The organism is Lichenibacterium ramalinae, assembly GCF_004137085.1.
Classification (GTDB): domain Bacteria; phylum Pseudomonadota; class Alphaproteobacteria; order Rhizobiales; family Beijerinckiaceae; genus Lichenihabitans; species Lichenihabitans ramalinae.
In genome coordinates this window covers 136,934-158,605 of the sequence record NZ_QYBC01000016.1, presented here as the reverse complement: position 1 = coordinate 158,605, position 21,672 = coordinate 136,934, and the positions used below count along the sequence as shown (strand labels likewise).

Sequence of the window (21,672 nt, the reverse complement as noted above, 5' to 3'; positions counted from 1 at the left end):
AGGCGAAGGGCGACGTGATCTCCCAGTCCGACGATGTGCCGTGCGGCATGAAGCACAGCGCCCCCGGCCAGCCGGCGCAGGACCGGCGGTCGACGCGCCGCGTGCCGCCGCCGCCCTCGAGATACAGGCTGAACGTGTGGCCGTCGGGGCGCTCGTAGGCCACGCGGTCGTCGTCGTTGCGCCACACGGCGGCGGAGCCGCCGGAGCCGAGGTCCAGGGTGGCGACCGCGCGGGCGCGCGGCGAGGCCGACAGGAAACCGAAGACCGAGGGGCGGCGGCGCGCCATGGGGGCAAGTTCCGGGACCGTGACTGGAACCCCGACCGTAGCGGCGCAGGACGGCGCGCGACAGCCCCGCCGGCAGACCGGCGGGCCCTCCGCCGCACTCCGCCGCAAGATCCTGCAAGAGCGGCGGCGCCCGCCGGGGTAGGGCTGCGGCTCCGCCGTGCGAGCCCGCCATGAACCTCCTGCTGTTCCTGTCCACCGTGCTGATCTGGGGTACCACCTGGATCGCCATCGCGCTCGAGGTCGGCCCGGTGCCGGTGCTGGTCTCGGTGTTCTACCGCTTCGCCCTCGCGGCGCTGATCCTGCTCGGCGCCCTCGCCGCCACCGGCCGCCTGTCGGTGCCGGCCCGGCGCCACCACCCCTTCATCCTGGCGCAGGCGCTGTGCCTGTTCTGCTGCAACTTCCTGTGCTTCTACGCGGCGGCCGCCACGGTGCCGTCGGGTCTGGTCTCGGTGGTCTTCTCGCTCGCGACCCTGTTCAACGCCGTGAACGCCCGCCTCTTCTTCGGAACCCCGGTCACGGCGCGGGTCGCCCTGGCGGCGGCGCTGGGCGTCTGCGGCCTGCTGCTGCTCTTCGGCCACGACGTCGCGGTCGGCATCGACGGCGGCACGCCGAGGGGCATCGGCCTCGCCGTGCTGGGGACGCTGTTCTTCTCGCTCGGCAACATGGCGTCGCGTCGCAACAGCGAGGCCGGCATCCCGCCGCTCACCGCCAACGCCTGGGGCATGGCCTATGGCGCCCTCGTGCTGCTCGCCCTCATGGGCATCACCGGCACGCCCTTCGTGGCGCCCCCGAGCGGGACCTATGTCGCCGCCCTGGCCTATCTCGCGGCGGTCGGCTCCGTCGTGGGCTTCACCACCTACCTGTCGCTGGTGGCGCGGGTCGGCGCATCGCGGGCCGCCTATGCCACCGTGCTGTTCCCCATCGTGGCGCTGGCGATCTCGACCCTGTTCGAGGGCTATCGCTGGCACTGGACCGGCCTTCTCGGCCTCGCCGTGGCGCTGCTCGGCAATGCCGTGACGTTCTGGCGGCCTGCGGCGCCGCGCACGCGGAGCAGCCTGCGCGGGAGGGCCGGGCGATTCCTCTCGGGATTGTCATGATGCGCTTTTCGGTCGTCGGCGCGCCCCCGCGGTGGTATGGGGCGGGGCGGGCCCGCGCCGCCGAGGCCGGTTCCTGGAGCCTTCGATCGTGCGATCAACCCTCCGGTCCCTGACCCTCTGCTGCCTCCTCGCCGCCGCCGCCATGCCCGCCGGAGCCCAGCAGGCCCAACAAACTCAGCAGGCCCAGCAGGCCGACGGCGACCGGACCCGCAAGGAGCGGGGCGACCGCAACCAGCAGCAGCCCGACCGGCCGCGCCCGCCGGCGCCCGATGCCGTGACCCGCCAGACGCTCGACCTGCCGGGCCGCAGCCTGCACGTCACCGCCACGGCGGGCTTCGTCCGCATCCTCGGCGAGGACGGCACGCCCGAGGCCGACATCGGCACGACCGCCTACACGCTCGACGGCGCCGACCCGGCGACGCGCCCCGTCACCTTCGTGGTCAACGGGGGGCCCGGCATGGCCTCGGCCTGGCTGCAGATGGGCGCGGTGGGCCCCTGGCGAATCCCCTTCGTGCCGGGCCCCTCGGCCTCGCCCGTGCCGCAGCCCAACGCCGACACCTGGCTCGACTTCACCGACCTCGTCTTCATCGACCCGCCCGGCACCGGCTACGGCACGGTGCTGCCGCCCGGCGACGCGGCGGCGAAGAAGCGGCTCTGGTCGGTGGACGGCGACATCGACGCCCTGTCGCAGGCGATCCGCCGCTGGCTCGACAGGGCCGGCCGCATCGCCACCACCAAATACCTGCTCGGCGAAAGCTACGGCGGGTTCCGCGGGCCGCGCCTCGCCCGGCGCCTCGCCCAACACGACGGCGTCGGCCTGCGCGGCCTCGTGCTGGTGTCACCGCTCTTCGACTACGGCAACCGCAGCGGCGCGCTCGACGTGCTGGGCTACGCGGCCGAACTGCCCTCCATGGCCGCCGCGGCCCGGGCCGACCGGGGCGAAGCCGTCGCCCGCGCCGACCTCGCCGAGGCCGAAGCCTATGCGACCGGGCCGTTCCTGGCGGACGTGCTGCGCGGCCTCGCCGATCCGGCGGCGCTCGCCCGGGTCGTCGACCGCGTCGTCGCCTTCACGGGCCTCGACCCGGCCGTGATCCGCCAGCACCGCGGCCTCGTCAACGCCTGGACCTTCCAGCACCAGCACGACCGTGCCGCCGGGCGGATCGACAGCGCCTACGACGCCACCGTGACGCTGCCCGATCCCTACCCGGAGGTGCCGGAGGGGCGCGGCGACGACCCCATGCTGGGCGGCCTGTTCGCGCCCGTCACCGGCGCCGTGCTGGCCGTCTACGACAGGCTGCGCTGGCACCCGGACGGGCAGGTCTACCGGCTGTTCGACCCCGAGATCCCGAAGCAGTGGGACTACGGGCGGGGCTTCCTGCGGCCCCAGTCCTTCGACGCGCTGCGCCAGGCGCTGGCGCTCGACCCGCAGCTGCACGTGCTGATCGGCCACGGGCTGTTCGACCTCGTCACCCCCTTCGAGGGCACGCAGATCCTGCTGAACCAGCTCCCGGCCGGCGCGGGCGGCGATCGCGTGCGGCTCGTCACGCTGCCGGGCGGCCACATGTTCTACAGCCGGGACGAGTCCCGCGCGGCCTTCCGGGCCGAGGCCGCCCGGCTGATCGGCGGCCTCGACCGTTGAGCCGGGGCGAGGCGCGCCGGCGTCAGCTGCGCGGCGTGCCGCCCTCGCTCGGCGTGTCGGTGCGGATCTCGGACCCGTCCTGGCTCCAGCGCGTGTGGAAGGAGCCCTCGGCGTCGAAGCGCCGGTAGGTGTGGGCGCCGAAATAGTCGCGCAGGCCCTGCAGCAGGTTGGCGGGGCCGCGCGAGCGACGCAGGCCGTCGTAGTAGGACAGCGACGACGAGAAGGCCGGGATCGCCACCCCGTGCTGCACCGCCAGCATCACCACCTTGCGCCACGCCGGCTCGGCCGCGAGCACGGCGTCGCGGAAATAGTCCTCCAGCACGAGGTTCGGGATGCTGTCCGACGCCTTGTAGGCGTCGCGGATGCGGTCGAGGAAGCGCGCCCGGATGATGCAGCCGCCGCGCCAGATGGTGGCGACCTCGCCGAGCTTCAGCTCCCAGCCATAGTCCTTCGAGGCCGCCGTCATCTGCTCGAAGCCCTGCGCGTAGGCGATGATCTTGGACGCGTAGAGGGCGTCGCGCACGGCGTCGATGTCGGCCTGGCTCGGCTTCAGCCCCGCCGGCGCGCGGAACGGCAGCAGCTTCTCGGCTTCGCCGCGCAGCGCCCGGCGGCCCGACAGCGCGCGGGCGAAGACCGCTTCCGTGATGCCGGTCAGCGGCACGCCGAGGTCGAGCGCGTTGGCGGCGGTCCAGCGGCCCGTGCCCTTCTGCTCGGCCTCGTCGACGATGCTGTCGACCAGCGCGCCGCCCGTCTTGGGGTCGCGCTTCTTCAGCACCTCGGTGGTGATGTCGATGAGGTAGCTGTCGAGGTCGCTCGACTTCCAGCCCTCGAAGATGTCGGCGATCGCCGCCGCGTCGAGGCCGTAGACGGTCTTGAACAGGTCGTAGGCCTCGGTGATGAGCTGCATGTCGGCATATTCGATGCCGTTGTGCACCATCTTGACGTAGTGGCCCGAGCCGCCGAGGCCGATGTAGGTGGCGCAGGGCTCGCCATCGACCTGGGCCGCCATCTTGGTGACCATGGGGGCGATGCGCTCGTAGGCTTCGCGCTCGCCGCCCGGCATCATGCTGGGCCCGAGCAGCGCGCCTTCCTCGCCGCCCGACACGCCCATGCCGATGAAGCGCAGGCCCTTCTCCTTGAGCTCGCGGTAGCGCCGGTCGCTGTCCGAGAACAGCGAGTTGCCGCCGTCGATGACGATGTCGCCCTCGTCGAGGAGCGGCACGAGGTCGGCGATGACGTCGTCGACCGGCTTGCCCGCCTTGACCATGATGATCATGGCGCGGGGCTTGGCCAGCGAGGCCACGAAGCCGGCGAGGTCCTTGGAGGGCACGAAGCGTCCCTCGTGGCCGAACTCCGACACGAGCGCGTCGGTGCGGCCGCCGTGGCGGTTGTAGAGCGCCACGCCGAAGCCCTTGCGGGCGGCGTTGCGGGCGAGGTTGGCGCCCATGACGGCGAGGCCGATGACGCCGATATCGCAGAGGTCAGTCACGTGTCGTCTCCTGGCAAGCGCCCCGGCGGCCGCGGCCGCACTCGGATGCCCCCATGATTGAGGGTGGAGCCCGCCCGCCGTCAACGCCCGCCACGACATCTCCGGCCTGCGCCCGGCCGCGGGCCGGCGCGCGAAACAGGACGCGGGGGGCGGCCGGGGCCCGTGGCGGCGCGATGCTGCCCCGCGCCGGCCGGCCTGTTCATTCCCGGCCGTGCCCCATAGAACTCGCGCCACGAGGGTTGGAGCGGTTCTGATGACGTCTGGGACTTCCGCGCTGCCGTCCGCCGCGGCGCCTGCCGCCCCCGGCTGGACGCAGGCCGCCGCGAGCCTCGGCTTCGCCCTGGTGCAGCTCGACGTCACCGTGGTCAACGTGGCGCTGCCGCGGCTCGGCGCCGACCTCGGCGCCGGCATCTCGGGCCTGCAGTGGATCGTCGACGGCTACGCGCTGGTCTTCGCCGTGATGCTGCTGATCGGCGGGTTCCTGGGGGACCGCTATGGCGCCCGGCGCGTGTATCTCGCGGGCGTCGGGCTCTTCGCGCTGGCCTCGGCGCTGTGCGGCGCCGCCCCCGACGTGGTCACGCTGGTGGCGGCCCGGGCCCTGCAGGGCATCGGCGCCGCCGTGATGCTGCCCTGCTCGCTGTCGCTCATCAACCACGCCACCCAGCACCACCCGCCGCTGCGGGCGCGGGCCGTCGGCCTGTGGACGGCCTCGGGCAGCATCGGGCTGGCGGCCGGCCCGGTGCTGGGCGGCCTGCTGCTCGCCGCCGGCAGCTGGCGGCTGATCTTCCTGGTGAACCTGCCGGTCTGCCTCGTCGCCGCGCTGCTGGCCCTGCGGGTGCCGGAAACGCCGCGGGAAGACGAGGGGCAGGGCTTCGACCCCCTCGGCCAGCTCCTCGCCATCGTGGCGCTCGCCGGCGTGACCGGGGCCGTCATCGAGGCGCACCCGCTCGGCTTCGGCCACCCCGCCGTGCTGGGCCTGCTCGCCGCCGCCCTCGTGGCCGGCCCGCTCTTCGTCGGGGTCGAGGCCCGGGCCGCGGCGCCGCTGCTGCCGCTGTCGCTGTTCCGCTCCGGCACCTTCTCCACCGCGCTGGTCTACGGCACGGTGGCGAACTTCACCTTCTACGGCATGGTCTTCGTGCTGAGCCTGTATTTCCAGCATGTGCGGGGCCTCGGCGGCACCGCCACGGGCTTCGCCTACCTGCCGCTCATGGCGACCTTCGTGGCGGTGAACCTCGTCAATGCCCGCATGGTCGGCCGCTTCGGCGTGCGGGCCTGCATGGTGGGCGGCTTCCTGCTCGACGCCTGCGGCTTCCTGCTGCTGCTCCTGCTCGGCCCCGACAGCCCCTATTGGATGGCGCTGCCGGCCTTCGTGCTGATCCCGGCCGGCATGGGGACGGGCGTGCCCGCCATGATCGGGGCCATGCTGGGCAGCGTCGAGCGCGCCCGCTCGGGCGTGGCCTCGGCCGTCTCCAACGCGGCCCGCCAGGCCGGGGGCGCCATGGGCGTCGCGGTCTTCGGCACGCTGGCGGGGCCGGACCTTGTCGCCGGGCTGCGGGCCGCCGCCGTGATCTCGGCCCTGCTGCTGGTCGCCATGGCGCTCGCCTCCTGGCGCTTCGTGCCGGGGCGCGCGGCGCGGCACTGACGGCGCCCGTGCGCCGCCCCGACGGGCGGACGACCCCGGGGCCGCGGTGTGGCCGCGTCGCGCCGCGCCGGGATGGTCAGAACAGCCCCAGCAGGATGGGCGCCAGCACCGCCGTCACCAGGGCGTTGAGCCCGAGCGCGATGCCGGCGAAGGTGCCCGCCACCGTGTCGACCGTGAAGGCCCGGGCGGTGCCGATGCCGTGGGCGGCGAGGCCGGCGGCGAAGCCGCGCGCCGCATAATCCTTCATGCCCATGGCGTTCATGAGCGGCGTCACCATCACGGCGCCGAGGATGCCGGTGAGGATGACGAGGGCGGCGGTCAGCGACGGCTGGCCGCCGAGCCGCTCCGACACCGCCATGGCGACCGGGGTCGTGACGGATTTCGGCGCCAGCGAGGCCAGCACGTCGCGCGGCGCGCCCAGGGCCGCCGCGATGCCCACCGCCGAGGCGATCGACACCACGGCCCCGGCCAGCAGCGCCGCCATCATGGGCAGGAGGTTGCGCAGCACCAGGGCGCGGTTGCGGTAGAGCGGGATGCCGAGCGCCACCGTGGCGGGGCCGAGCAGGAAGTGGATGAACTGCGCGCCGTCGAAGTAGGTGCGGTAATCCGTGCCGGAGGCGAGGAGCAGCGTCCCCACGATCACGGCGGCGATCAGCACGGCATTGACGGTGGGGTGGCGGCCCGAGGCCTTGGCCAGCGCATCGGCGGCGAGCCAGGCCAGCAGCGTCACGGTGAGCCAGAACAGCGGCGCCGTCGACAGGTAGACCCAGAGGCCGAAGACGCTCACGGCAGGTCTCCCTCGCCGCGCGGCGCCTCGTCGGAGGGCCGGTGGCCGACGAGCCGCGACACCCCGACGAAGACCAGCACCGTCACCACGAGGGTGAGGGCCGTGGAGCCGACCAGCGCCAGGGCCAGCGGCAGCGCCTGGGCCCTCAGCAGCCCGCCATACTGGATGACGCCGACGCCGGCCGGCACGAAGAGCAGGCCGAGGTTGGCGAGGAGCCCGTCGCCCACCCGCGCCACGGCGCTGTCGCGCACCTCGGCGTCGGGCCGCCCCCGTCCCCAGGCGGCGAGGCCGAGGACCAGCAGCACGAGACCCAGCACGGGGCCGGGCACCGGCAGGCCGAAGCCGCGCGACGCCATCTCCCCGACCAGCTGGCACACCAGCAGGATCGCGAAACCCAGGACCATCGAGGCACCCCCAACCGCAGCCGCCGCCCCCCGGCAATGCATGGTCCCGGCGCGCCGCGCAAGGCGGCGGGCCGGCGCCCCTGGGGCGAGGGTTCACCGGAAGCGGAACAGGTCCATGAGGTTGCCGATGGCCGGCGGGTTGACGGGCACGTAGGGGTTTCCGGCCGTCACGGGCTGGGGAAGGTTGTCGCGGCTGCGCCGCGACAGCGGGTCGAGGCCCCAGTTGGCCTCGATGAACTTCACCAGGGAGGCGTGGTCGGCATAGACGTGGCCGACGTGCCCGCCGCGGCTGAAGGGCGACACGGCGATCATCGGGACCCGGACGCCGTCGCCGAAGAAGTCGATCGGCTGGACGTAGCCCGAGTCCCAGTACCCGCCCCCCTCGTCGAAGGTGACCAGGATGGCGGTGTCCTTCCAAAGGTCCGGCTGGGCCTGGATCTCCTGGATGTATTCCTTGGCGTAGTTCTCGAAGGAGCTCAGCTTCGACGAGTCCGGATGGCCGCTCGGCGCGTCCTCGGGGCGCACGAACGAGACGGCGGGCAGGCGGCCGGCCCGGATGTCCTTGAGGAGGTCCTCGGCGTCGCGCAGGTGGGCGCGGCCCCCCGGCGTGCCCATGACGGCGGTGGAGAACTGGAACGGGTTGCAATTGTCGCAATAGCCGGGCGACGCCGTGTGGGAGGGGTCCGCCACGTAGCGGGCGTAGCCGCCGCCGAACCAGGCCCAGGAGATGCCCTTGGCGCTGAGTCGCTCGCCGAGGGTCGGCACGGAGGACCGGGGCAGGGCGTTGGCGGCCGTGTCGACGGTGCCGTCGGCGAAGAAGCCCGGATGGCGGCTCGCCACGTGGTAGTAGGCGCCCGGCGCGCAATGCGGGTCGGGGCCGTAGGGAAGCGAGGCCAGGTAGGCGCGGATCGTGGCCACGCCGGGCTGGGCCGGATCGGCGCAGGCGACGAAGTTTCCCCCGTCGTTCACCGGCGTGTTGTTGGCGCCCGGGCGCGGATCCGGGTTCAGGACCAGGCTGGTCGACGGCGTCGCGGGGTTGCCCTGGCCGTCGCTGTAGAAGAGTTCGTCGGCGGTGCCGAAGAACATCCAGTTCGGCGACGAGGGCCCGCGCATCGGCTGGTGGTAGTTGTCGCTCATCGTGTACTGGCGCGCCAGCGAGGCGAAATAGGGCACGTCGCCCCGCGCCACGTTGTAGAAGCCGAGGGCGACGCCGCCGCTGCCGATGCCGTTGGCGTTGCGGCTCGCCTCCACCCAGGGGAACAGGTCGTTGAGGCACCCGCTCGGATTGGCGGCCGTGGCATGGGAGACGGCGCAATCGGCCTCCTGCCATTCGGAAAAGAAGCCGTGGTTGGGGTCGGCCGTGTAGAAGTCGTAGGGCGTCTTGCCCGTCAGTTGGAAAGGCCCGTCGGGCAGAGCCGTGACGTTGGCGATCCGCGTGTCCGGCACGTATTTCGGCAACGCGTTGGCGCCGGTCGTCAGGTCGACGGGATTCAGGAGAGCCGCGAAGCCGTGGTAGAACTGACGTTCGTAGGCGAGCGCACCCGATGCCGTTGCGAAAGGCGGCCCGGCCGTATCGCTCGAACCCTGCGGCAGGTTGCCGGTCGTCTCGGCCGGCAGGTGGACGTAAGGCATCCTGCCGTTCGGGGCGAGTTGGAAGGTGCCGGTCTCCACCGCGCTGAACTGGGCGCCGGCGGGAAAGTTCGGGCCGGGCCGGCCCTGGATGTCGACGATGCCCTCCGACAGGAGGTTGCGGACGCGGTCGCTGGACGGCGCCCGATAGGTCGCGAAGACATGGTCGAAACTTTGGTTCTCGCCGATGATGACGACGAGGTGCTTGATGGGCGTCGTCGTCGATGCCGCCGCGGCGGCACCGGGAGCCGATGCGGCGACGATCGCCTGCAGGCTTGCGGCCGCCAGCCGCCTGCCGAACCGGTGTCGGGTGGCCATTGAGGTGGTCTCCTTGGGGATCGAGGCTCCCCGGTCCCGGTCGGACGAGGGTGGATGGGGGGTCGCGGCTGGCATGCTTCCGGGCACCCGGTCGGGACTTTACTATGCGTCATGCATAGTATGTGCTGAGCATGAAAGTCGCGTGACGGTGTGTCCGGACAGGGGGGGCCATGAGCGTGGTTGACGCCCGTCCGGAGCCGCACCGTCCCGGTCCCGCCGCCGGACCGGACGACCGGATCGTCAGCCCGGGCGGGCGCCGGGCATTGGACCTGCTGTTCCGGCGGGGCGTGCTCAGCCAGGCCGAGGTGACGCGGGCGCTCGACCTGTCCCAGCCCACCGTCGCGCGCCTGATCCAGGGCTTCGAACGGGACGGGATGGTGGTGCTGTCGCGCCGCACGACCGAACGTCCGGGGAACCCCAGCGTCGACGTGCGCCTCGCCCCCGGCTTCGCCTACAGCTTCGGGGCGGGCCTGATGGGGGACCTCGTGTCCCTGAACCTCATGGACTTCTCCGGCGCCGTCGTCGGCAGCCGCCGGGCCGCGATGCGCTCCATGGGCCGGGCGGCGGTGCTGGACCGTTTGACGGCCTTCCACGGCGAACTCGTCGCCGAGCATGGCATCGATCCCCGCCGCGTGGTCGGCCTGGGCGTCGGCGTGTCGGGCTTCTTCGTCGGCGAGGGACGGCGTCTCGACCCGCCGGCGTCGCTCGACGATTGGGGCCTGAGCGAGACCGCGCCGATCTTCGAGGAGGCTCTGGGGCTGCCCGTGACGGTGCAGAACGCTGCCGCGACGGCGGCGATCGCCGAAAGCCTCTTCGGCGTCGGGCGCACCTGTCCCGATTTCGCCTATCTCCATCTGTCCAACGGCTTCGGCGGCGGCATCATCTCGGGCGGCCGGCTGTTTCCGGGCGCGCATGGTAATGCCGGCGCGTTCGGCGGCATCTGGACGGCGGCCGGCCTGGGTTATCCCAGCCTCGACCGCATGCTCCACCTGGTCGGCGCCGCCGGAGGGACCTTTCCCAGCGTGGAGCCGATGCTCGCGGCCGTCGGCGTCGACACGCCGGGCGTCGAGGCCTGGCTCGCCGAAGCCGAACGCGCCTTCACCATGCTCTGCGCCTTCCTCGCCCATGCGCTCGATCCCGCCGCCATCGTGATCGGCGGGCGCCTGCCGCCGCCCATCGCCGGCGCCCTCGCGGCGCGGATCCGCATCCCGGCGGCGACCGAGCGCCGGATGCGGCCGCCGCCTCTGCCCGTGGTCCGGACGTCCGAGGTCCCGGGCGACGCGGCCTCGCTCGGCGCCGCCGCCATGCCGCTGCAGGCGACCTTCCTCGCCTGAACCGGACGCCGCGGCGTTTCCGGCCTTCCGCGGGCACGGAATCGATGCACAATGGGGTTCGGAACCGCCACGAGCCGCAAAGGCCGCCCGGTCCGCGCTTTTGGGAGGAGACCGACATGCAGGCCAAGGCCTCGCCGCGCGTCAGACGCATCCAGACCATCTCGCTCGCCCTGATGGTCACGGCCGGCGTCGTCAATTACGTCGACCGCGCCACCCTGGCGGTGGCGACCCCGCTGATCCGGGAAGACCTCGGCCTGTCCATCTCCGACATGGGCCTGCTGCTGTCGGCCTTCCTGTGGGCCTATGCCTTCGCGCAACTGCCGGCCGGCGCCCTGGCGGACCGGCTGGGCCCGCGCCTGATGCTGACGCTCGGCCTCGCCTGCTGGTCGCTGGGCCAGATGCTGGGCGGGGCCGTGACGTCGTTCTGGACCTTCGTGGGCGCCCGCATCGTGCTGGGGGTCGGCGAGGCGCCGCACTTCCCCACCTGCGCCCGGGTCTCGCGCGACTGGTTCAACATCCGCCAGCGCGGCACCGCCACCGGCATCTGGAACTGCGCCTCCTCGCTCGGCAGCTTCGTGGCGCTGCCGCTCCTCACGTTGCTCATGGTGAACTTCGGCTGGCGGTCGATGTTCGTCGCCATGGGGGCGGCGGGCCTCGTGCTGGCGGCCGCGATCTTCCTCGTGTTCCGCAACCCGCGCGAGGTGGACCTCACGGCGGAGGAGCGCGCCTTCCTCACCGAGGGCGACGCGCCGGGCGCCGCCGCGCGCGTGACCTGGGCGGACTGGAAGCGGCTCTTCGGATACCGCACCACCTGGGGCATGATCATGGGCTATTTCGGCTGCATCTACATGACGTGGCTCTACACGGCCTGGCTGCCCGGCTATCTCGAGCTCGAGCGCCACTTCACCCTGCAGAAGACCGGCCTCGTCGGGGCCATCCCCTTCGCCTTCGGCGTCGTGGGCGGCGTGCTGGGCGGCCGCATCGTCGACGTGCTGGTCCGCCGCGGCATCGACCCCATCCGCAGCCGCAAGATCCCCATGGCGTCGGCGCTGGTGGCGACGGCGGCCTGCACCGTCGTGGCGGCCGTGACGCCGAGCGACACGCTCGCCATCGCCTGCATCTCGGCCTCGCTCTTCCTGGTCTACGTCTGCTCCTCCTCGGCCTGGGCCATGGCGTCGGTGGCGGCGCCGGCCAATTGCACGGCCTCGCTCGGCGCCATGCAGAACTTCGGCGGCTACATCGGGGGGGCGCTGGCGCCCACCGTGACGGGCTTCATCGTGAAGGGCACGGGCCACTTCTCGCTGGCCTTCATCACCGGCGCCGTCATCGCCCTCGTGGCGGCCATGGGCTACTGGTTCCTGATCCGCGAGCCGATCCCGGAGGCGACGCTGGGCGGGCGCGTGGTCGGGGGGCTGCGGGCGGCGGAGTGACGGGGCGGCGGCGCGGCGGGAACGCCCCCCGCCCTGCGGCCCTGGCGACCGCGCGCGTCATGCGCTAGGTATCGCGTCCTCTGACGATGGACGTGGGATCGAGGCATGCGGCACGGACGATGGATGGCTGCGGGGTGCGGGGCGGCGCGCCGGCCATGACCACCGATGCCGAGATCGCCCGCGCCGCCGTGCTGCGCCCCATCGCCGAGATCGGGGCGCGGGCGGGCCTGCCGGCCGACGCCCTCTACCGCTACGGCCCCTACAAGGCCAAGGTGAGCTTCGACGCGCAGGAGGCCCTGCCGGAGCGGCGCGGCCGGCTCGTCCTCGTCACGGCCATCAGCCCGACGCCGGCCGGGGAAGGCAAGACCACCACGACGATCGGCCTCGGCGATGCGCTGAACCGCATCGGGCGCCGCACGATCATCTGCCTGCGCGAGCCCTCGCTGGGGCCGTGTTTCGGCCTCAAGGGCGGGGCGAACGGTGGCGGCCGCGCCCAGGTCGTGCCGCAGGACGAGATCAACCTGCACCTCACGGGCGACTTCCACGCCCTCACGGCGGCCAACAACCTCCTGGCCGCCATGATCGACAACCAGGTCTACTGGGGCAACCCGCTGGGCCTCGACCCGTCCCGCGTCACCTGGCGCCGCGCCCTCGACATGAACGACCGGGCGCTGCGCGACGTCGTCGTCGGGCTCGGCGGCAACGGCGCCGTGCGGCAGGACGGGTTCGACCTCACCGTCGCGTCCGAGACCATGGCGGTCTTCTGCCTCGCCGCCTCGCTCGGCGACCTGCACGAGCGCCTCGGCCGCATGGTGATCGGGCAGGACTTCGCCCGCGCCGACGTCCGCGCCGACGCCGTCAAGGCCACGGGCGCCATGACGGCGCTGCTGCGCGATGCCTTCCAGCCCAACCTCGTCCAGACCATCGACGGCTCGCCCGCCCTGGTCCACGGCGGGCCCTTCGCCAACATCGCCCACGGCTGCAACTCCGTCGTGGCGACCGACCTCGGCCTGAGGCTCGCCGACTACGTCGTGACCGAGGCGGGGTTCGGGGCGGACCTCGGGGCGGAGAAGTTCTTCGACATCAAGTGCCGGGCGGCCGGGCTCTCGCCCGCCGTCGCCGTCGTGGTGGCGACGGTGCGGGCGCTGAAGATGCACGGCGGCGTCGCCAAACCCGACCTCGGCGCGCCCGATGCCGCCGCGGTGCGCCGCGGTGCCGCCAACCTGCGCCGCCACGTCGAGAACGTGCGGAAGTTCGGCGTGCCGGTCGTGGTGGCGATCAACCACTTCACCGCCGACACCGAGGCCGAACTCGCCGAAGTCTTCGCCTGCTGCGCCGACCTCGGCGTCGGCGCGCACCTGTGCCGCCACTGGGCCGAGGGCGGCGCCGGGGCGGCGGACCTCGCCGAGGCCGTGGCGGCGCTGGCCGACGGCGGCACGGCCCGCTTCGCCCCGCTCTACCCGGACGCGCTGCCGCTCGCCGACAAGATCGACACCGTCGCCCGCGAGATCTACCGCGCCGACGGCGTCGCGCTGTCGCCGACGGCGGTCCGCAAGCTGGCGCGGTTCGAGGCCGCCGGCCACGGCCACCTGCCGGTCTGCATGGCCAAGACCCCCTACAGCTTCTCGGCCGACCCGGCGGCCCTCGGGGCGCCGAGCGGCTTCACCCTGCCGGTGCGCGACGTGCGGCTTTCGGCCGGGGCCGGCTTCGTCGTCGCGCTCTGCGGCGACATCGTCACCATGCCGGGCCTCCCCCGCCGCCCCGCCGCCGAAACCATCCACGTCGACGCCAGTGGGGTGATCCAGGGGCTGTTCTAGGCGGGGCCCTCTGCAGGCTCGTCGCAGGATCGGCGCGGGTCATCGTCCGTCTGACACAGGCCGGGCGCCCGATCCGCTCCGGATCGGGGACGGGCCCGCGGCGGTGTGCCTTGTCCGGCCGCTTCCTGAGCCGAGCCTCCCTGCGGTCGTCGCCGGACCCGCAAAGGACACCTTGCGGACCACGTCTCACGAGCCGAAAACCGAGGCCTCGCCTCGATGTCCGACAGGGGACCCGGACCAAGGTCCCATCACGCCCGACGATCTTCGGCCGCCAGTTCCGCTTCCACGATCGCCAACAGTGATGGCAAGGCTTCCTGCACCGTATACCAGACACGCTGTTGCATGACGTCCTCATAGTCATGCCGATAGATGCTGCCTGCACCGGCCATGTCCTTCCAGGGCATGGCCGGGTGGCGGCTTTTCAGCTCCGTCGACAGTTTTCGCGACGCTTCGGAAATGATCTCCAGAGCGCGAGTGACGGCGTAGAAGCTCTTCTCATCGTCACGAAAGCGCTCGAATGACAGCCCTTCGACGAACAGCTTCGCTTTCGCGATGTTGTCGCGGATGTGGATGAGCCGATACTGGTCGCCGTCAGAACGCATAGACCGCGTCGGCCATCGCCGACGGACGTACGTGTGGCTTCAGGCCTTCCCGATCGACGACATCCACGCAACCATCGAACATGTCGGCGATGAATCCCTTGAGGCCGGCATAGTCGAACACCGTCCGTACCACCTCGGGATCGAGATCGACCAGGATGTCGATGTCGCTGTCGGCATCGGCCTCGCCGCGGGCCGCCGAGCCGAACAGGGCGGCGTGGTTCACGCCGCGCCGCCGCAGCACGCCTTCCGCATCCCTCAGCCTTGCGATGATGCCGTCCCTGTCCATGAACTCATGATGGAACGTTCGGGCGGCAGGCTCAAGCCCCCGATGTCGCGGGCGTCTCGGCCGTCGCCGCTGGAGCGCTTGCGCCTTGGGCGCATTCGCTCCAACTCCAAATCGAGAGCATTCTCATCGGCTTGGAACCGCCAAGGCGGTCCCGAAAAAGCCGATCCTGCTCTGGGACGGAGCGGAAGGCGATGCCCCTCGGCCCGTCCTCCGCCGACCGCGTCCCCGCGCCCCACCGCTGCGACCCCGTCGCCGCTGTCGCGCCGTGAACCTCGGCGCCGCTGCGCCGTTGACGCGCCATGACCGACAAATCGACCGACACAGCGACCGACACCGACCGCATCGCCGATGCCCGCCGCCGCGAGATGGCGATCGAGCACCTCCTCTTCGGCACGATCCGCTTCATGGCGCATCGCCACCCGGATCTCCTCGACGAACTCGACGGCAGCCTCGCCCACCTGTGGGACAAGGCCGACGACGCGACGCGGGACGACGAGGCCGTCCGCGTCGTCGCCCGCCGCTTCATCAAGAGCCTGCGCGCCGAAAGCTGACGCGCCGGCCGCGCGCGTCACGCGATGTCGAACCTCACGCCCTGCGCCAGCGGCAGGCTTCGGCCGTAGTTGATGGCGTTGGTTTGCCGGCGCATGTAGCCCTTCCAGGCGTCCGAACCCGACTCGCGCCCGCCGCCCGTCTCCTTCTCGCCCCCGAAGGCGCCGCCGATCTCGGCGCCCGACGGGCCCATGTTGACGTTGGCGATGCCGCAATCCGATCCCTGGGCCGACAGGAAGCGCTCGACCTCGCGCAGGTCGTTGCCGAAGATCGACGACGACAGGCCCTGGGGCACGCCGTTCTGCAGGGCGATGGCCTCGTCGAGGTCGCGGTAGCGCAGCACGTAGAGGATGGGGGCGAAGGTTTCCTCCAGCACCGGCCCGCTCTGGGTCGGCATCTCGACCAGCGCCGGCCGGGCGTAGAAGGCGCTGGCGCCGTTGACGTCGACCCGCTCGCCGCCGTGCACGGTGCCGCCGGCGGCCCGGGCCGCGCCCAGCGCCGTCGCCATGCCGTCGAAGGCGGCGCGGTCGATCAGCGGCCCCACCAGCGCGTCCCCGGCGACCGGGCTGCCGACCGAGATGGCGCGGTAGACGGAGGCGAGCTTCGGCACCAGCGCGTCGTAGACGCTCTCGTGCACGATGAGGCGGCGCAGCGTCGTGCAGCGCTGCCCGGCCGTGCCCATGGCGGCGAAGGCCACGGCGCGCAGCGTCAGGTCGAGGTCGGCCGAGGGCGTGACGATCGAAGCATTGTTGCCGCCGAGCTCCAAAATGGCCTTGGCGAAGCGCCGCGCCAGCCGCTCGCCGACCGCCCGGCCCATGCGGGTCGAGCCCGTGGCGGAGACGACGGGCACGCGCGGGTCGTCGACCAGCGCTTCCCCGACGTCGCGGCCGCCGATCAGCAGCGTCGCCAGGCCCTCGGGGGCGTCGGCCCCGAACGTCGCGGCGGCACGGCGGAACAGGGCGTCGACGGCGAGGGCCGTGAGGGGCGTCTTCTCGGACGGCTTCCACACCACGGGGTCGCCGCAGACCAGCGCCAGCGCGGCGTTCCACGACCACACCGCCACGGGGAAGTTGAAGGCCGAGATGATGCCGACGACGCCGGCCGGGTGCCACTGCTCGGTCAGCTTGTGGTCGGGCCGCTCCGAGGGCAGCACGAGGCCGCCGAGCTGCCGCGACAGGCCCACGGCGAAATCGCAGATGTCGATCATCTCCTGCACTTCGCCGAGGCCTTCGGAGACGACCTTGCCGACTTCCAGCGTGACGAGGCGGCCGAGGGCCTCCTTGCCGGCCCTGAGCTCCTCGCCGAGCAGCCGCACGAGCTCGCCGCGGCGCGGCGCCGGCACCCGGCGCCAGGCCAGGAAGGCGGCCTGGGCGCGGGCGATGGCGGCCGGAACCTCGCCGGCCGGGGTTTCCGCCACGGCCGCGATCGCCTCGCCGGTGATGGGGGAGTGGACCGGCAGCGTGCCGGCCGCGAAGCGGCGCTCGTCGACGCCGAAGCGCCCCAGGATGGCGGCGGCTTCGGCCGCGAGGGATGTTGGGGCCATGGGTTCGTCCTCGATGTCGGGGGAGGGGGTCAGAAGCGGGCGGCGGTCGCGTGGGCCAGCTGGGCGCCGGCCTCGTACCAGGCCTCCTTGAGGCGCCGGCGGCGGGCCGGTACCGGCACCGTCACGGGGAGCGCCAGGTCGTCGTCGCCCAGGCGCCCCAGCACGAGGTCGGCGAGGCACCGGCCGAAGACCGTGCCGGGCGCGATGCCGCGGCCGTTGTAGCCGCTGAAGCCGACCGTGTTGCGGGCGAGGCGGTGGAAGCGCGGCAGGCTGTCCGCCGTCATGCCGATCTGGCCGTACCATTCGTGCGCGAAGGCCACGTCGCCGAGCTGCGGGAAGAGCCGCTTCAGCGCCCGCCGGCCCCAGTCCCGGTGGACCGCGCGGCCGGTGCCGCGCAGGGCGCCGACGCTGCCGAAGACCAGTCGGCCGTCCCGGTCGAAGCGGAAGGAACTCAGGATCTCGCGCGTGTCCCACACGCCCTCGCGCCCCGGCAGGATCGAGCCGCGCAGGTTGTCGCCCAGCGGCGCCGTGGCGAGGTTGAAATAGGGCAGGTGGACGATCTCCTGCCGGACCTCGGGCCACACGGCGGGGCCGCCGCCCCCCGTATAGGCGTTGGTGGCCACGACGACGTGGGGCGCCCGCACGGCGCCCGCCGCCGTGCGGATGCGCCAGTTCCCGCCCTCGTCCTCGGCCGCCACGACGGGGCTCCCGGTGAAGATGCGGGCGCCCGCCGCCAGCGCCGCCGCCGCCAGCCCCCGCGCATAGGCGAGCGGCTGGATCGTGCCGGCGCGCCGGTCGAGCAGGGCGCCCGCATAGGCGCCGGTGCCGACGCGCCGGGCGGTCTCGGCCGCGTCGAGGATCGCCACCGGGGCGCCGCGCGCCTGCCACTGCCGCGCACGCTCGGCGATCTCCGCGAGGCCCTTCGGCCCCACCGCGCAGTGGAGCGTGCCGGCGCGCTCGGCCTGGCAGGCGATGCCGTGGCGCGCCACGAGGTCGAAGACGGCCTGCGGGGCGTCGCCCAGCAGCTCCAGCAGGCGCCCGCCATGCACGGCGCCGAGCGCCGCCGGCAGGTCGTCCGGCATGACCCACATGCCGGCATTGACGAGGCCGACGTTGCGCCCCGAGCCGCCGAAGCCGATCTCGACGCCCTCGAGCAGCGCCACCGCGGCGCCGGCCTCGGCGAGGTGCAGCGCCGCCGACAGGCCCGTGAAGCCGCCGCCCACGACGGCGACATCGGCCACGACCTCCCCGGCGAGCGCCGTCGTCGCGGGGGGCGGGGGCGCGGAAGCTTCCCAGAGCCCGTGGCTGCGCGGATCGTCCCTCATGCGGCAAGCCCCCTGATGAGCGCCAGGACGCTATCGCACGCGCGGCGCGCGGCGGCCAGATAGGGCGCCGCCTCGTCCACCACCGGCGCGCCCCGCGCCCCTCATTCCCCTGCCGGGACCGTCTCCCCGGCGGGGTCAAGGGCGCGGGCGCCCGCATCGACGCCGTCGCCCGCCGCGTCCGGCCGGTCGCGCCGCCCGGTGCGGCGCCGGCCGAGCTGGTCCAGCGCGTCGGCGTTGCGGCGGCCCCAGTCGTAGAGCAGTTCCACGGCCTCGACGAAGCGCCGGCCGAGCGGCGTGAGGTCGTAGGCCACGGCGGGCGGCACCGTGCCGCTGACGTGGCGGGTGAGGAGCCCCGTCGCCTCCATCTCGCGCAACGTCTGCGTCAGCATCTTCTTCGAGATGCCGGGGAGGGAGCGTTGCAGCACCCCGGTCCGGGCCCGGCCGCCGTGCCGGGCTTCGAGCGTGTGCAGCACCATGCTGGTCCATTTGGTGGCGAAAAGGTCGAGCGTGCGGCGCGGCGCGCAGTCCTCGCGCCAGTCGTCGTCGGGTGTGCTTCCGGTCATGGGTGGGAACCTCGGGGTGCCTATGTCCCCAAATGGTGCCGTCTTTACGGGGCGAAAGGGAGGCCCCACGTCCGGCCCTCGACATCGACGAGGGGGACGACATGGCAGGCAAGGCTCTGGTGGTGGGGACGAGCGGGATCGTGGGCAGCGCCACGACGGCGCTGCTCCTGTCGGAAGGCTGGACCGTCCACGGCCTGGCGCGGCGGCCCGAGGCGGGGGCCGGCATCCTGCCGGTGGCGGCGGACCTCCAGGACGCGGCCGGGACAGCGGCGGCGCTGCGGGACGTGCGGCCCGAGGCGGTCTTCATCGCCACCTGGGCGCGGCAGGCCACCGAGGCGGAGAACATCCGCGTCAACGCCGGCATGGTGCGCAACCTGCTCGACGGGCTGCGGCCGGCCGGAACGGTGCGGCACGTGGCGCTGGTGACGGGCCTCAAGCACTACCTCGGGCCCTTCGAGGCCTACGGCAAGGGCAAGCTGCCCCAGACGCCGTTCCGCGAGGAGCAGGGGCGGCTCGACATCGAGAACTTCTACTACGCCCAGGAGGACGAGGTCTTCGCGGCGGCGACGCGGGACGGCTTCGCCTGGAGCGTCCACCGCCCCCACACGATCATCGGCAAGGCCGTCGGCAATGCCATGAACATGGGGACGACGCTCGCCGCCTATGCCGTGCTGTGCCGCGAGACCGGCCGGCCCTTCCGTTTTCCGGGCTCGGCGGCGCAATGGAACGGCCTCACCGACATGACGGACGCCCGCCTGCTCGCCCGGCAACTGCTCTGGGCCACCGAGACCCCGGCCGCCGCCAACCAGGCCTTCAACGTCGTCGACGGCGACGTCTTCCGCTGGAGCTGGATGTGGGGGCGGATCGCGGACTGGTTCGGCCTGGAGCCGGCGCCCTTCGACGGCACGGTGCGGCCGCTCGAGGAGCAGATGGCCGGCGACGCGCCCGTGTGGCGCCGCATCGCCGAGCGCGAGAACCTCGCCGAGCCCGATCTGGCGCGCATGGCCTCGCCCTGGCACACCGACGCCGACCTCGGCCGGCCCATCGAAGTCGTGACCGACATGTCGAAGAGCCGCAAGCTCGGCTTCACCGCCTACCAGGCCAGCGACGAGGCCTTCTTCGACCTCTTCGCCCGTCTCCGGGCGGACCGGCTGATCCCGTGAGCGGGCCGGCGCCCGTCGCGGCGGGGCCGGACTTCGCGGCGCGCGACGCCGCGATCCGGATCCTCACCTACACGCCCATCCGCCGGCGGGAGGGCGTGCCGCAGGACCTGTTCGACACCTATTGGCGCGACGTCCACGGGCCGCTCTGCGCGCGCCTGCCGGGGCTGGCGTTCTATGCCCAGCACCATGTCGCGCGGGAGCGCGGCGCCAACCTTTGGCCGCTGCCGGACGGGGTGAGGCCGCTCGACACGGTGCTGGACGGCCTGGTGGAGATCGGCTTCGCCGATGCGGCGGGGCAGGGGCGCTTCGAGGCCGCGAGCCCGCTGCTCTTCTCGGACGAGCGCAACTTCATCGGCCACGACGTGGCCTATGCGCTGCCGGACGGCGCCCGCACGCTGGTCGACCGCGATCCCGACCCGGTGCCGAACCGGATCGAGCCCGGGCACCGGCTGCACCTGCACCTGCACGGCACCGGCACCGACGCCTTCCGGGACTGGGCGGGGTCCTTCGCGGCCGGGCTCGCCGACGCGCCCGGCATCGTCAAGGTGCGGCTGCACCGGCCGGAGCCCTACCACAACGCCGCGCCCGCGCCGGCCGCGCCGGGCGTCGACCACGCCCTGCCGCGGGAGCGCAAGCGCGTCGCCATCGTGGAGGTGGGCTGGACGGACCGCCTCGCCGCCGAAGCCTTCCTGGCCGGCGACGCCTATGCGGCGCTGGCCGAGGGCCTCGCCACCCATGTCGCGGCGCTCGGCGCCTTCCTGGTGACCCGGCAATGCGTGTTCATCCGCGACGGCGTGCTCACCACGGCGGGGCTGCGCGGGAGCCGGCCGGCCGAGCTCATCGCGGCGCTCGGCGCCCTGAACCAGACCGAGCCGGCGGTGACGCGGCTGTTCCGCGGCACCTGACGCGGCGCGTTCAGGGCGCCACGGCGTCCCCCGGGAGGCCGAGCGCCGCGAAGGCCCGGCGCACCGTGCCGTCGCGCTTGGCCCGTTCGAGGAAGGCCGTGGCGGCCGCCAGCGCTTCGGGCCGGCCGGGCGGCACCGCGATCGAGATCGTGGTGCGCTGGAAGCCGCCCGGCACGATGCGGCTGCCCGGCACCGTCGGGGCGATCTGCTCGAGGCTGTCGCGGCTGAGCGCCAGCGCATCGGCGCGGCCGTCGCGCAGCATGGCGACGGCCTCGTCGACGCCCCGGATGGCGACCGGCCGGGTGGCGACGAGGCTGCGGCCCGCGGCCCGGATCGTCGTGGTGTCGGCGATGCCGACGACGCGGCGCCCGGGTCGGTCGACCTCGGCCAGCGTGGCGATGCCGGAGGCGGCCGAGACGAGGTAGGTGCTCTCGATGGCGGTGTAGGCGGGCCCGAAGGCGACCCGGGCGCTGCGGGCGGGATCGACCGGCATGAAGGCCACGTCGACGGCGCCGGACGCGACCGCGTCGGTGCATTCGCCGCTGTTGGGGAAGACGACGTCCGACACCGGCAGGCCCAGCCCGGCGGCGAGGGCGGCGCCGAGGTCCACCGTGACGCCGCGCGGCGCGCCGTCCGGGCCGACCGCGGCGAAGAACACGCCGGCCTGCGGCGCCCGCACCACGCCGACCCGCAGGATGCCGCCGGGGGCCAGGGCCCGCGCCGCTTCGGGCGGGGCCGGCGCCGCGCCGCCGGGCGCGACGACGGCCAGAACGGGGAACAGCAGCGCCGCGACACCGATCCTGCCCAGCATGCCCGCTCCTGTCGCTCCTGCGCCGCCACCCGCTATCAGGCGGGCGCGCCGGC

19 protein-coding genes and 1 pseudogene are annotated in these 21,672 nt (G+C 73.3%); 9 read left to right on the top strand and 11 right to left on the bottom strand.

Annotation, left to right across the window (positions count from 1 at the left end):
* A pseudogene (locus D3272_RS28020) lies at positions 1-286 on the bottom strand (AraC family transcriptional regulator); the annotation flags it as partial.
* Positions 287-456: 170 nt separating this feature from the next.
* Between D3272_RS28020 and D3272_RS18885 the strand changes: the two are divergent.
* A complete protein-coding gene (locus D3272_RS18885) occupies positions 457-1,383 on the top strand; it encodes a DMT family transporter (protein WP_129220762.1) in 927 nt (308 codons plus the stop codon).
* An 88-nt stretch (positions 1,384-1,471) separates the two neighbouring features.
* Positions 1,472-3,022 (top strand): S10 family peptidase, encoded by a 1,551-nt coding sequence (locus D3272_RS18880; protein WP_129220761.1) that lies wholly within the window; start codon positions 1,472-1,474, stop codon positions 3,020-3,022.
* A 22-nt stretch (positions 3,023-3,044) separates the two neighbouring features.
* Here the strand turns inward: D3272_RS18880 and gndA are convergent, their stop codons facing one another.
* Positions 3,045-4,511 (bottom strand): NADP-dependent phosphogluconate dehydrogenase, encoded by a 1,467-nt coding sequence (gene gndA, locus D3272_RS18875; RefSeq protein WP_245496668.1) that lies wholly within the window; start codon positions 4,509-4,511, stop codon positions 3,045-3,047.
* Between the two features lie 253 nt (positions 4,512-4,764).
* On the opposite strand from gndA, the gene D3272_RS18870 reads away from it, so the two are divergent.
* Positions 4,765-6,153: an MFS transporter gene (locus tag D3272_RS18870; protein ID WP_129220759.1), complete on the top strand. Its 1,389-nt coding sequence runs from the start codon at positions 4,765-4,767 to the stop codon at positions 6,151-6,153.
* 76 nt (positions 6,154-6,229) lie between these two features.
* On the opposite strand, the gene D3272_RS18865 is transcribed toward D3272_RS18870, so the two are convergent.
* The 3 genes from D3272_RS18865 to D3272_RS18855 all read right to left on the bottom strand — a co-directional run bounded on the left by D3272_RS18865 (position 6,230) and on the right by D3272_RS18855 (position 9,291).
* Positions 6,230-6,940 carry an LrgB family protein gene (locus tag D3272_RS18865; RefSeq protein ID WP_129220758.1) on the bottom strand — a complete coding sequence of 237 codons (711 nt, stop codon included), beginning with the start codon at positions 6,938-6,940 and terminating at the stop codon, positions 6,230-6,232.
* Positions 6,937-7,344 carry a CidA/LrgA family protein gene (locus tag D3272_RS18860; protein ID WP_129220757.1) on the bottom strand — a complete coding sequence of 136 codons (408 nt, stop codon included), beginning with the start codon at positions 7,342-7,344 and terminating at the stop codon, positions 6,937-6,939. The genes D3272_RS18865 and D3272_RS18860 overlap by 4 nt, the downstream gene beginning before the upstream one ends.
* 93 nt (positions 7,345-7,437) lie before the next feature.
* Positions 7,438-9,291: an alkaline phosphatase family protein gene (locus tag D3272_RS18855; protein ID WP_129220756.1), complete on the bottom strand. Its 1,854-nt coding sequence runs from the start codon at positions 9,289-9,291 to the stop codon at positions 7,438-7,440.
* Positions 9,292-9,461: 170 nt separating this feature from the next.
* Between D3272_RS18855 and D3272_RS18850 the strand changes: the two genes are divergently transcribed.
* The 3 genes from D3272_RS18850 (at position 9,462) to D3272_RS18840 (ending at position 13,872) form a co-directional block, all read left to right on the top strand.
* Entirely contained in the window at positions 9,462-10,625 is a 1,164-nt protein-coding gene (locus tag D3272_RS18850) for an ROK family transcriptional regulator (protein WP_129220755.1), read from the top strand.
* A gap of 116 nt (positions 10,626-10,741) precedes the next feature.
* Complete coding sequence (locus tag D3272_RS18845; protein ID WP_129220754.1) at positions 10,742-12,055, top strand: MFS transporter; 1,314 nt, start codon at positions 10,742-10,744, stop codon at positions 12,053-12,055.
* 155 nt (positions 12,056-12,210) lie between these two features.
* Positions 12,211-13,872, top strand: a complete 1,662-nt coding sequence (locus tag D3272_RS18840) for a formate--tetrahydrofolate ligase (RefSeq protein ID WP_129220753.1) — start codon at positions 12,211-12,213, stop codon at positions 13,870-13,872.
* 248 nt (positions 13,873-14,120) lie between these two features.
* Here the strand turns inward: D3272_RS18840 and D3272_RS18835 are convergent, their stop codons facing one another.
* Complete coding sequence (locus D3272_RS18835; RefSeq protein ID WP_129220752.1) at positions 14,121-14,474, bottom strand: HepT-like ribonuclease domain-containing protein; 354 nt, start codon at positions 14,472-14,474, stop codon at positions 14,121-14,123.
* On the bottom strand, positions 14,464-14,760 hold the full coding sequence (locus tag D3272_RS18830) for a nucleotidyltransferase family protein (RefSeq protein WP_129220751.1): 297 nt from the start codon (positions 14,758-14,760) through the stop codon (positions 14,464-14,466). Before D3272_RS18830 ends, D3272_RS18835 begins: the two co-directional genes overlap by 11 nt.
* Before the next feature lie 299 nt (positions 14,761-15,059).
* On the opposite strand from D3272_RS18830, the gene D3272_RS18825 reads away from it, so the two are divergent.
* Positions 15,060-15,311: a hypothetical protein gene (locus tag D3272_RS18825; RefSeq protein ID WP_207210258.1), complete on the top strand. Its 252-nt coding sequence runs from the start codon at positions 15,060-15,062 to the stop codon at positions 15,309-15,311.
* 17 nt (positions 15,312-15,328) lie between these two features.
* On the opposite strand, the gene amaB is transcribed toward D3272_RS18825, so the two are convergent.
* The 3 genes from amaB to D3272_RS18810 form a co-directional block, all read right to left on the bottom strand.
* Positions 15,329-16,852 carry an L-piperidine-6-carboxylate dehydrogenase gene (gene amaB, locus D3272_RS18820; RefSeq protein WP_129220750.1) on the bottom strand — a complete coding sequence of 508 codons (1,524 nt, stop codon included), beginning with the start codon at positions 16,850-16,852 and terminating at the stop codon, positions 15,329-15,331.
* A gap of 29 nt (positions 16,853-16,881) precedes the next feature.
* The gene (locus D3272_RS18815) at positions 16,882-18,177 is read right to left on the bottom strand and encodes an NAD(P)/FAD-dependent oxidoreductase (protein ID WP_129220749.1); all 1,296 of its coding nucleotides are present in this window, start codon (positions 18,175-18,177) and stop codon (positions 16,882-16,884) included.
* Positions 18,178-18,278: 101 nt separating this feature from the next.
* On the bottom strand, positions 18,279-18,740 hold the full coding sequence (locus D3272_RS18810; RefSeq protein ID WP_129220748.1) for a winged helix-turn-helix transcriptional regulator: 462 nt from the start codon (positions 18,738-18,740) through the stop codon (positions 18,279-18,281).
* 101 nt (positions 18,741-18,841) lie between these two features.
* Here D3272_RS18810 and D3272_RS18805 point away from each other — a divergent pair, with 101 nt between their 5' ends.
* Both D3272_RS18805 and D3272_RS18800 read left to right on the top strand, forming a co-directional pair.
* Entirely contained in the window at positions 18,842-19,903 is a 1,062-nt protein-coding gene (locus D3272_RS18805; protein ID WP_129220747.1) for an SDR family oxidoreductase, read from the top strand.
* Positions 19,900-20,808, top strand: coding sequence for an EthD domain-containing protein (locus tag D3272_RS18800; RefSeq protein ID WP_129220746.1), 909 nt, complete (start codon positions 19,900-19,902; stop codon positions 20,806-20,808). The genes D3272_RS18805 and D3272_RS18800 overlap by 4 nt, the downstream gene beginning before the upstream one ends.
* Positions 20,809-20,818: 10 nt before the next feature.
* Here D3272_RS18800 and D3272_RS18795 read toward each other — a convergent pair whose 3' ends face one another.
* On the bottom strand, positions 20,819-21,619 hold the full coding sequence (locus tag D3272_RS18795; RefSeq protein WP_245496667.1) for a transporter substrate-binding domain-containing protein: 801 nt from the start codon (positions 21,617-21,619) through the stop codon (positions 20,819-20,821).
* Positions 21,620-21,672 lie beyond the last annotated feature (53 nt).